The organism is Novosphingobium sp. fls2-241-R2A-195 (genome assembly GCF_030209485.1).
Taxonomy (GTDB): Bacteria; Pseudomonadota; Alphaproteobacteria; order Sphingomonadales; family Sphingomonadaceae; genus Novosphingobium; species Novosphingobium resinovorum.
Genome location: NZ_JARVRY010000027.1, coordinates 345,745 through 357,127, shown reverse-complemented (window position 1 = coordinate 357,127; position 11,383 = coordinate 345,745). Strand labels below are relative to the sequence as shown.

Annotated in this window: 7 protein-coding genes; 3 read left to right on the top strand and 4 right to left on the bottom strand. The window is 66.1% G+C overall.

The features are described 5' to 3' along the window. Positions 1–177: 177 nt before the first annotated feature. Complete coding sequence (locus QRN25_RS21620; protein WP_285021285.1) at positions 178–1,761, top strand: EAL domain-containing protein; 1,584 nt, start codon at positions 178–180, stop codon at positions 1,759–1,761. 84 nt (positions 1,762–1,845) lie between these two features. Next, on the top strand, positions 1,846–3,282 hold the full coding sequence (locus QRN25_RS21615) for a hypothetical protein (RefSeq protein WP_285021284.1): 1,437 nt from the start codon (positions 1,846–1,848) through the stop codon (positions 3,280–3,282). Between the two features lies 1 nt (position 3,283). Here QRN25_RS21615 and QRN25_RS21610 read toward each other — a convergent pair whose 3' ends face one another. Beyond that, entirely contained in the window at positions 3,284–3,766 is a 483-nt protein-coding gene (locus tag QRN25_RS21610) for an Lrp/AsnC family transcriptional regulator (protein ID WP_271181873.1), read from the bottom strand. Between the two features lie 84 nt (positions 3,767–3,850). On the opposite strand from QRN25_RS21610, the gene QRN25_RS21605 reads away from it, so the two are divergent. Next, positions 3,851–4,753, top strand: coding sequence for an EamA family transporter (locus QRN25_RS21605; RefSeq protein WP_285021283.1), 903 nt, complete (start codon positions 3,851–3,853; stop codon positions 4,751–4,753). Positions 4,754–4,764: 11 nt separating this feature from the next. Here QRN25_RS21605 and QRN25_RS21600 read toward each other — a convergent pair whose 3' ends face one another. The 3 genes from QRN25_RS21600 to QRN25_RS21590 all read right to left on the bottom strand — a co-directional run bounded on the left by QRN25_RS21600 (position 4,765) and on the right by QRN25_RS21590 (position 11,307). Beyond that, complete coding sequence (locus QRN25_RS21600; RefSeq protein ID WP_285021282.1) at positions 4,765–7,560, bottom strand: M14 family metallopeptidase; 2,796 nt, start codon at positions 7,558–7,560, stop codon at positions 4,765–4,767. A gap of 99 nt (positions 7,561–7,659) precedes the next feature. Next, a complete protein-coding gene (locus QRN25_RS21595; RefSeq protein WP_285021281.1) occupies positions 7,660–8,937 on the bottom strand; it encodes a M20/M25/M40 family metallo-hydrolase in 1,278 nt (425 codons plus the stop codon). A gap of 27 nt (positions 8,938–8,964) precedes the next feature. Then, positions 8,965–11,307 (bottom strand): TonB-dependent receptor, encoded by a 2,343-nt coding sequence (locus QRN25_RS21590; RefSeq protein WP_285021280.1) that lies wholly within the window; start codon positions 11,305–11,307, stop codon positions 8,965–8,967. Positions 11,308–11,383 lie beyond the last annotated feature (76 nt).

The following is an 11,383-nucleotide window of genomic DNA, read 5'->3' as shown; positions in this document are numbered from 1 at the left end:
AGAGCCATACCCCGTGGGAGGAACTCTTCCGCGAGAAGACCGGCCAGATGGCCGAAGGCGCCGTCATGGAAATGGCCGTGAAGTATCGGGGCATCGCCGCGAAGACACCGCGCCACAATCATTGAAATCCCGGTAATTCCGGGTAGAACTACGTAGTTTTTGTGACATAGTGTGCCCATGCAACGGCATCGGATCGTCTTGATCGCCGGCATTCTTGCCGTGTTCGCGACGATCCTGCCACTTGCAGCCGCCGTGATTTATGCCCGGCACCGCGCCGTGGAAGCCGAGCGCGCGCATCTCGTCGAATACAGCGACTGGACGCTCCGGCGCGCCGAACGCAATTTCGACCGGATACGCGACGTGTTCCGGGAACTGCAGACGACACGCTGGCAGCCTTGCAATGAAGCGCACATCGCCCGGATGCGCCAACTCGCGGTGGACAACCAGTCGATCGAGGAAGTCGGCTACTTCGCGGGCGGCAAGCTCGCCTGCACGAGTTGGGGCGTGGTCCGCCAGAACGTCGGGCGCGGCACACCGGATACCTGGGTCGAAGGCGGCTACGGGCTCTACCTGAACGTTCGGCCCAAAGTCAGCCGTGGCGGCGTGGTGATCGCGGTGGATCATGGCGACTACAACACGCTGGTCAATCACGAGCGCTTCGTCGATGTCCTGACCGACACGCCGATGACCATCGGCATCGCCACGCTGGACGGCCGCGTGGTTGCCTTCAACGGCGACGCGCCATCCGATGCCGTTGCCAAAGCCGCGGCGGGCGACGGCTTCGCGCGTATCGGCACGCGCGTCTTCGCCTCCGTCCATGACGGGCATTTCCGCGCCTTCGCGATCACCGACAGGGCCTATATCCAGCAGCGCATGGAGCGCGAACTGTGGGCTCTCGTGCCACTGGCCCTGCTGACCTCGGCGCTGCTGGTCGCGCTGATCGTGTGGACGTCCCGCCGCCGCCTGACACCCGAGCGCGAACTGGAGGCCGCCATCCGCCGCCGCGAACTGCATGTGCTCTATCAGCCGATCATGGAGATAACGACCGGCCTGTGCGTCGGCGCGGAGGCGTTGCTGCGCTGGCAGCGCGGTGACGGCACCAGCGTCTCGCCCGAGGTCTTCATCCCGCTCGCTGAGCAGCACCGCCTGATCGAGCCGCTGACCGACATGATGATCGGCTGCGTCGTCGCCGATCTTGCCGACATGCTGCGGCGCGAGCGCAGCGTCCACGTCGCCATCAACATCTCCGCCGCCGACATGCAGAGCGGGCGCTTCCTCCCCATCCTGACCAGCGCGCTGGCCGAAGCCGGGGTCGCGCCGCGGCAAATATGGCTGGAGGCGACCGAGCGCGGCTTCATGGATGCCGCCGCCGCGCGCGAAACGCTGGAGAAAGCGCGCGCGCAGGGCCATCTGGTGGCGATCGACGATTTCGGCACCGGCTATTCCAGCCTCGCGCAGCTTGCCGCGCTGCCGCTGGACGCACTCAAGATCGACAAGTCCTTCGTCGATGCCATCGGCCGGGAAGCGGCGACCAGCGTGGTGGTCCCGCACGTGATCGAAATCGCCCACGGCCTCAAGCTGCTGATCGTCGCCGAAGGGGTCGAAACCCGCGAGCAGGAAGCCTACCTGCGCGCCGCCGGGGTCGGCTTCGCACAGGGCTGGCTCTATGCGAAAGCGCTTCCGGCCACCGAGTTTCTTGCCTTCCGGGCAGCCGCCAACGGCCAAAGGGTGTCGCCGTTCCTGACCTCGCTCGCCGGATAAGGCGCGCGATCATGAGGCGCGTTCACTTCTTGCTTTCCTTTTTGCGCTAGGCGCCCCGTACCGACACGCCGCGCGGAGATACCAGTGCCCCCTCTTACCCGTCTCAAATCCATGCTCGCTCTGGCCATGCCCCTGCTGCTGGACGTGACGGTCCCCGTCTCCCGCCTGCCGGTCTTCGTCGCCGCAGCCGCCGTGCCGCTGGCCGCCAGGACCGCCGCCGCGACCGAACCTGCCGCTCCGGAAGAGCGCGACCGGCTCTACCCCTTCTACCTGCCGATGAGCGGACTGCGCGCGCCTGCCGTCACGTATCGCGTGAAGTGCGATGCCTCGCGCGCGGCGGGACGCGAAGTCTATCAGGGCCGCAGTCCCGACGGACCGGTCGAGGGCGGCTACGAACTGGTCTACGAAGCGCAGGATGCGCGGGGCAACCCATGCGTCTACCCCTTCGCACCATCGCTGCCTCAGATCGGCGAGCGGGTCCAGGGCACCCAGTATATCCTGCGCAGCGCGATCCCCGGCAGGCGCGTGGCCTTCCGCACCGGCGACGAATGGGCGACAGTGGACCTGCGCCTGTTCAACATCGCCGCCCAGCGCGTCCATTTCGAGATGCGCGACGTCGAACTGGACTTCCCCGGCGCGATCCAGGCCAAGGGGGCGCTCCATCTGGAAGTCACCGGCACGCAGGCGCCCGGCCTGTTCACCGCCGTCCTGCGCCGCGCGAAGATCTACGGCGGCAAGAACGCGCTGTTCGTGCCCAACGGCCAGACCATGCTCTACATCGAGGACAGCGACATTGCCGGCAATGTCGGCACCAATACCGACCAGGAGCACACTACGTACATCAACGGCACCCTCGTTTCGCATTTCCGGGACACGACGTTCCACGGCCAGCGCGCGTGGGAGAACACCGCAAGCGGCCACCAGCTGAAGGACAAGGCGTACTTGCGCGTCTACGAGAACGTCACCGTCTCCAACGTGCCGCAGGGGCCACCGACGAACTGGCCGCCATCGGCGATGCCGCTGATCGACGCCTCGGCCTTCGGCTTCACCTGGTCCGACGGCCTTCGCATCGAGCGCGTCGCACCCCTGCAGTCTCCGCGCGATGCCCTCGTCGACCTGCGCACCGACATCCGCTACGGCGAGCCGGGCAATTATCCCTGGCCGGTGCTCGGCTCTCCCGCATGGCGGATGCCGCCCTCGCCGCTCGATGCGCTGGACCAGGTCTATCTCTCGGTCTTCCTCAATACCTCGGTGAAGAGCTTCCGCACCGAGCCCTATGTCTTCGCGCTCAGGCCCACCGGCACCACGCCCGGCACCGACGGCTATCATATCGAGGGCAGCGAGGCGCCCCGCGCGCAGCAGCGCTACGTCTCGCTGGCCTTCGGCACCGGCGGCAACCTGCAGCGGGTCTATTCGCCCGAGGGCTGGACCTATTCGGACCCCGATCTCCCCGCCGGTTCGGAATGGGTTCTGGACCGCAGCAAGTTCATTCGCCACGCCCTCGGCCTGATCGGACGGTAGCTCAAAGCGGCAGGCTCGCCCGCAGCGGATCGAAGTGGACGATCTCGCGCAGGCTCACCAGCGTCTCGAAATCCTGCACGTTCTCGTCGGAGGCGAGCACGTCGTCGGAAAAGCGCTGGTACGCCTCGATCGAGGGTACGCTGACCATCAGCAGAAAATCGGTGCGGCCAGTGACGTTCCACGCCCCGATCACTTCCGGGCAGCGGGCAAGCCGCGCCGCGAAGGCCTGCTCCATGCGCAGACCCGAGCGGACGAGTTCGACGAGCACGTGGATCGTGATCGCCGGAGCCAGTCGCGCCGGATCGATCAGCGCGACGTCGGCGACGATTACCCCGCCTGCCCGCAGCCTTCGCAACCGGCGCAATACCGCGCTCTCGGACAGACCGACCTGCGCCGCGATCGAGCGCGCGGGCTCAAGATTGTTGCGACGGACGATCTCGATGATTCGCCGGTCGAACTGATCGATGTCGACTGTTTCCGCCATACAACGCCTTATGGATGACTTTTTTCATCACCTTATGCCGAAATTCGCCAACCTCCGCCAGAGTGTGGAGGATATATCGAGCCCATGAGCACCCTGTCCGCCCCCGCCGCTTCGTCCCCGTCGCCGCTGCTGCGCGCCGCGCCATATGCGGCGCTCATCTGCTCGATGACCGCCTTCTGCGTCGGTACATCCTACGGCAAGCAGCTATTCCCGATAGTCGGTGCGACTGGTGCAATCGCCTATCGCGTCGGCTTTTCCGCGCTGCTGCTCCTGCTGATCTTCCGCCCGTGGCGCGCACCACTGACCCGCGCGGACCTCTTCGCCACGATGCGTTACGGCGCGGTGCTGGGGCTGATGAACCTCAGCTTCTACCTTGCCATCCGCACGATCCCGCTCGGCCTGGCCATCGCCATCGAGTTCCTTGGCCCGCTGACGGTCTCGCTGCTCTATTCGCGCCGTCCGGGCCAGTTCGCGATGGTTGCCATGGCGGCGGCGGGGCTGGTGCTGCTGCTTCCGCTCCATGCATCACCGCATGCGCTGGACCCGGTCGGCGTCGGTTTTGCGCTGATGGCGGGGCTGTGCTGGGGTCTCTACATCGTGTTCGGCAAGAAGACGACGCACCTTCCCGGCGGACAGGCCGTGGCGCTGGGCATGGCGACCGGCGCGCTGGTGGTGGTGCCCATCGGCATCGTCGAAGCGGGAACGACCCTGCTCAACCCGTCACTGATGCTCGTCGGGCTCGCCATGGCGGTGCTGTCGAGCGCCCTGCCCTATTCGCTGGAGATGATCGCGCTCAAGCAAATCCCGGCCAACCGCTTCGGCGTGCTGATGAGCCTCGAGCCCGCTGCCGGAGCTCTCGCCGGTGTCGTCTTGCTGGGAGAGCATCTGGTGCCGGTGCAATGGCTGGCGGTGGCGCTGGTGGTCGCGGCCTCGGTCGGATCGGTCCTGCTGGGGGACGCCCAAGCCGATCTGCCACCAGCGCAATAAGGCCCGCGGCCTCAGTCCGCCGGGGCCGCGGGCTTCGCGTCGCTGCCGGAAAGCAGCACGCCGTTGAACAGGAACTTGAAGGTCGCGAAAGGCTGTCCGCGCTGGGTCACTTCCGGCCCCATCAGGAACACGCGGCCCTTGCCGAGCCCGCCCTCGACGATGCCCGCGCCGCCGTTCAGCAGCTTCTGCCCCCAGCCCCAGCCGGAGACGAGCGGGTCCTCCTTGTCGAACCAGCTGACCTTGCGCACCGATGGCCCGTCGGCGCGGAAGACCGGGTTGTTGTTGTAGAACAGGTTGACCGTGGGTGCGACGCCGAAGGCCAGGGGATCGCTGCTGTCGACTTGCGCGCTCAGGATCGATCCGGGGACGTAGAAACTGTTGGAGGAAACCCGCTTCACGGTGCCGTCCGGCCCCTTGGGCGCGAGCAGGTTGGTGACCGGCAGGCCCAGCGCCTCGCCGATGCGGGTGGAGTTGCCCACGGCGACGACCGTGCCGCCCGCCTTGGCGAAGGCGGCGACTTGCGGGAAGGTCGTCTCGGGCGTGATCTTGCCGAGCATCTTGCGGTAGGCGACCGGAATGTCGGCGGCAGCGGGCTGCGGGCGGGACATGCCCTCCTCCCGGCCGAGCACGTCGCTCTGGAAGACGAGGACGTCGTACTTGGCCTTGAGCCCGCCCTTGTCGAGCGCCTGCGGGTAGACCAGCTCGTAGGGGAACTCGTACTGCTCGAAGATCCAGCGCGTCCAGCCCGAGGCCATCGAGCCGCCGTAGACATCGACGAGGCCGATCTTCACCGGCTTGACCGCGACCGTCTCGCCCGCAGGCTTCGCCGCGACGGCATGGGCATCGAGGCCGAGCGGCGCGACGGCGGCATCGACGATCGCCTTCGCCTTGGCCGAGGCGGGTATCCACACCGCCCCGGGGGCGAGCGCCTTGCCGTCCACGGTCAGGCCCTGCTTCATCCAGAACACCGGCAGTCCGGCCTTCAGCAAGCGGTTGGTCAGCGTGTAGCTGTTGTTGACGCCGTGATCGACGATCCAGCCTGCCCCGCCCGATCCCAGCACGCGGCCCGGCGGCGGCGCGGCGATCTCGTCCGCGACCAGCGGGAATGCGGGCGGCGGCGCGTCGAGCACGCGGTCGAAGGCGACGTTCATCTGCAGGGCCAGCGTGTAGCCGGTGACGTCGTAGGGCTTGATCGGCGGCCCGCCCTCATAGGCGAAGTCCTGCGGGTGATCCTGCGGCTCGAACATGTCGAGCACGTGGGGGCGGAACGCCTGGTCGCTGCGCACGACATAGCTGCCCGCCGGGTAGCTCCTGCCCTCGAAAGTGAAAGCGGACGGCGCCTGCTGCACCTCGATCCCGGTCTTGATCAGCGCATTGAGGAAGCGCACCGTCGTCGGCATGTCCTGCTGGCGGTCGGCCGGGATGATGTAGGCACGCGGCGAGCGCTTCTCGGGCGCGTTGAGCACGGTCTTGTAGAGACTGGCGGGCAGGATCTTCTCGTTGCCCCATCCGAAGGTGCCTGCGGTTTCCTCCGGCCCCGGTTTGGGCATGGTCTTTGCCGCGTCCTTGGCCGCCTCGATCCGCTTGGGCGTCACCACCCAGCTGTCGGTGCTACCCTTGGCGATCTGGTTGCGGCCCATGACATAGCGGTTGTACTGGATCGTCTCGCGATAGCGCGAGGCGTAGTCGAGGATCGCCCGGTCCATCTCCTTCACGTAGTCGAGCGACTGCTGGAAATGCCATTCCTGCGGCGCGATCGGCAGCACCTCGTCCTGCCGGGGGAGCTGGTTTTCCGGCACGAACGGGATCTTGAGCGGGGTGGGATTGCCGATGATCTCGGTCAGGATGCCGATCTGGTTGTGGAAGTACCCGATCGTGCGGATGCCGCCGTTGAACCACGTCGAATAAGGCGCAGCCGAGCGCATCGCCGAGCCGCCCATGCCCTTGGCCACCAGCCGCGCATGCATCATCTGGCCGACCACGTCCGTCTGGTTGATGACCAGCGGCTCGTTGTTGAAGTTGTAGGGGTCGCGGAACGGCGGAATGAACACCACCGCGCCCAGCGGCCCGGTCTGGTGCTGGTTGTAGAGGATCTGCGGGAACCACTCGCGGTATCCGGCGCGGTTCATGTTGGTCGTCTCGGGCTGGGTCGAGGCGAAGCTGTCACGGTTGTTATCGTGGCCGATGTACTTCTGGTAGAGCACCGGGATCGAGTCCGTGGTCAGCTTGTGCGGATCGGCCATGTACCAGTCGGCGACGAGTTCCAGCCCGTCCGGATTGGCGAAGACGAACAGCATGATGTCGTCGCCCAGCAGGCGCAGCGTCTCGGGATCATTGCGCGTCAGCATCTCGTGGATGATCTGGACGTGGCTCTGCGCGTTGACGATCTCGCTGGCGTGAAGGCCGGCGTCCATCCACACCATCGCCTTGCCCTCGGCGGCGAGCTTTTTGGCGGCATCGTCGTCGAGGCCCTTGGCGAGCGCCAACTTCTGCGCGATCTCTCGGTATTTCTCCAGATTGCGGATGTTATCGGGCGAGGAGACTATCGCCATGTACTGCTCGCGCCCCTCGGCGGTCTTGCCGATGGAGACGACCTTGATGCGGTCGCTCTCCTTGGCGACCTGCATCAGCCACGCGGAAATCTTCGTGTAGTCGGCGAGGAAGTAGTCGGCGCCGACCTTGCCGCCGACGATCTTCTCGGGCGCGGTGATCGCAGCGCTGGTCGCGAGCGCGTCCTGGGCCAGAACCGGCGTGCTGAGCGGGAACGAAAGACACGTGGCGGCAAGCAGAAGATTGCGACGGGACATGGCGTTACTCCTTCGCGGCGCGGAACGGACCGGCGGGGGGATGAGAGACGGTAAAAAGCCGGGGCGGACCGCTGGAGAGGCCCGCCCCGTCAGGATGGGTCAGCGTGCTTCGGCGAGGGTCAGGACCGTTGCCAGGCCGACCGCCATGTTCTTGAGGTCCTCGGGCGGGTTCATCTTCATGCCCTCTTCCAGCGAGTGCGCACGGAAGGTGTCGAACCCGGAGCCGAGGGTGACGGCCTCGACGCCCATGCTCATCGGGATGTTGCTGTCGGTGGACCCGGCGCCGTACTTCGGCGTCACGCCCGATCCCTTGGCGACGGCGGTGGCGACCCTGACGATGCGTGCGTCGAGCGGGGTGGTGCCGACCGGACGGTCGCCGATCAGCTTGGCTTCGTAGGAAATCTTGCCCTTGGCGGTCGAGCGCGCGGCGTTCTCCGCATCCACCGCAGGCTGCAGCAGGGCGAGGAACTGCTTCTCCTCCGCGTCCAGTTCCGGCTTGCCGTTGGAACGCATGTCGATGGTCATCGCGGTGGAGAACGGGATCGAGTTCACCGAAGTACCGCCCTCCAGGATGCCGACGTTGTAGACCGTCTTGGGCGTTACGGGCGCCTTGATCTTGCCGAACTCGACCATGGCATTGGCCATCGCGAAGGCGGGGCTGACGATGCCGAAGTCACCCATCGAGTGGCCGCCGGGGCCGTTGAACGTCACCTTGTAGCGGCGCGATCCGGTGCCGGCATTGGTCACGCGGCCCGACTCGCCCGGCTCGAACGAGATGAAGTACTTGATCGCGTCCTTGTACTTGCCCTTCTGGAACAGGTAGCGCGAACCGCGCAGGTCGCCGGGGCCTTCCTCGCCGACATTGCCCATGAACAGGATGTCGGCCTTGGTGGAGTAGCCCGCCCGGTTCATCGCTCGGATGAAAGCGAGCAGCACCGGCAGGCTGGAGGTATCGTCGCCGATGCCGGGCGCGTAGAGCCCGTTGCCCTCGCGCCGCACCTTCACATTGGTGCCGCCGGGGAACACCGTGTCGAGGTGCGCGGTGACGACGATCAGCGGACCACCTCCGGTGCCCTTGCGCAGCCCCATGACGTTGCCGACCTCGTCACGCTCGACGTCGGTGAGACCTTCGGCCTTGAGCATCGCCATGTAGGCGGCGCCGCGTGCGTCCTCCTTGAACGGCGGGGCCTCGATCTCGGTCAGGGTGATGATGTCCTTGATGATCTTGTCGTAATCGCCCTTGAGCGATTCCTTTGCCTTGGCGAACTTCGCCCCGCCCAGCAGCGTGGCGGCGGCCTTGTCCTCTACCGTGGCGGCCTGCGCCGCCGGAGCGGCCAGCGCGATCGCGGCGGTAGCGGCCAGCAGTGTGATACGCATCGTCAAATCCCCTGTATTCTAAAAGACTTAGAAGTTGCTGTAGATCGTTGCGCCCAGCGTGCGCGGAGCCGTCGTCGCCCAGTAGTCCGGCACGCCCGCAGCGCTCGAGATCGAGTTCACGCCGATCTTGTTGAACAGGTTGCGCACGTAGAGGAACACACCCATCCGGTCGTTCTGCACACCGGCGCGCAGGTTCACCATCGAGTACTTGCCGAACTCGCGGTAGAGGCTGTTGGTCGGCCGGATCTGCGAGGTCATCTCGCCGGTGTAGGTCCAGTCCGCGCGCAGAAGCCCCTCGAAGTCGTTGAAGGCCGGGAAGGTGTATTCGGCCCCGGCGCTCGCGGTAGTGCGCGGGATCAGCGGCAGGATGTCGCCCTTGAGGCCCGATGCCGTGACCTCGGCGCTGACCTGATCGGCGGTCAGGCGCGGCTTCACGTAATGGAAGCTCGCGTTGAGGTTGAGCCCCGAAACCGGCGCCGCGCTGGCCTCGACCTCGACGCCCTCGATCCGCGCGGAACCAACGTTGCCGATATACGAGAAGTTGCCGTAAGTCGCGCGAACAGAAGTTTGCAGGTTGTTCCAGTCGATGCGATAGGCGTCGATGTTGAAGGTCAGCTTGCGGTCGAACCACTGCGTCTTGAAGCCTGCCTCGTAGTTCCACAGCGAGTCCGCCGCATAAGTCTGCGCCGATTCCGGAATACCCGGCGTCAGGTTCGCGCCGCCGGGGCGGAAGCCCTGCGATGCGGTGGCGTAGAACATCACGTCCGGGGTGATCTTGAGGTCCAGATTGTACTTCTGGATCAACCCGTTCGCGTTGGCGGAGACCTCGGCGTAGGCGCTCGGCACCTGCCCGTTGAAATAGTTGTAGCCCAGGTTCTCGCCGCCCACGGTCTTCTTGTAGTCGTAGTAGCGCAGGCCAGCCGTCAGCGTCAGCGGCTCGAAGAGATGATAGCTGATCTCACCGTATACGGCGGTCTGCTTGACCACGTCGATGACGTAGCGCGAGCCGAGATCGACCGTCGGCTGCTGCGGCTCGCCGGTAGCGGGGATGCCGGCGAAGACGAGCGTGTCGACGCGGTCGTCACGATCCTCGCGGAACAGGCCGAAAGTGTAGCTCAGTGGCCCCTTCCCGCTGGAGCTGAGGCGCAGTTCGTTGACGTAGTTGCGCACGAAGCGCGGCTGATAATTGCCGATCGGCTGCTGCGAGCCGGCCCAGGCCTGATAATCCGCCTGCAACTGCGCCGAAGTCAGCCCGCCCGCACCGGTCGCGCAAGTGCTCGAACTGGTCGTCGCCCCGGCGCTCGTGCCCTGCAGCAGCGAGCCGCCGTACGTGTTCTGGAACAGCCCGCAATAGCGGTTGGACGCCGCGATGCTGGCGTAGTTGTCCGAGTTGTCGTTGGTCTGCCGCACGTCCCAGCGGTAGTACGAATTGTTCAGCGCCAGCGTGCCGATGCCGGTCTCCCACTTCGTCTCCAGCGCATAGAGCTGCAGCTTGTCGTAGGCCGGCGAGGCGACCTTCTGCTCGGACACGAACTCGCCCACCGAAGGCGCCCACTGCGAGGTGCCGTCGAATTTCTGGGTCTGCACGATCGTCATGAAGTTCATGCTGAGCGTATCGGTCGGCTGGAACCCCAGCTGGAAACGCGCGCCTTCGAGGGTCGAGCGGTTGAGATTCTCCTTGCCGATCGTCGGATCGTCCACATAGCCGGGATTCTGCTGGCGATAGAGCACGAGGCGCGCGGCCAGCATGTCGGAAATGATCGGCACGTTGACCGCGCCCTTCAGCGAATAGCCGAACTCGCCGTGCTCCACCGCCTCTCCGCCGAATTCGGTCGCGCCCTCGTACTTGGTGAGGTCCGGCTTCTTGAAGATCACGCGCAGGGTGCCGCCCATCGAGCCCGAGCCGTAAAGCGTGCCCTGCGGCCCGCGCAGAACTTCCACCCGCTCCACATCGAAGAGGTTGAGGTTGGGCGTCACGCCCGAGGGATCGGAGCTGGTGCCCGACGGACCCGTCAGCGGCGTCTCGCCGTAGTACAGGCCCACGGTGCTTTCGCCTGCGGTCTGGATGCCGCGGATGGAGATGCGGGTGCGGCCCGATTCACCGGCGATCAGGTTGAGCCCCGGCACCTGCCGCACGACGTCGGCGATGCCCGTGGCGCCGAGGTTCTGGAGGGACTTCTCCGACAGCGCGGTGATCGCGACAGGGGTGTCCTGGACGCGGGTGGCGCGGCGCAGGGCGGTGACGACGATGTCGCCGACGCCCTCGCTAACCGCCTGTTGCGGAGCCGTTTCCTGCGCTTGCGCCCCCAGCGGCAGAGCGAACAAGGATACGGAAATCAAGAATACAGCGCGACCGTATTGAGTGGCCATGATTGCCCCCTGTTGCAGCCGGCCCATGCTCCGCCCGCGATGCCGCCGATGCCTTGGCGATCTCCTGCGCGCTGCG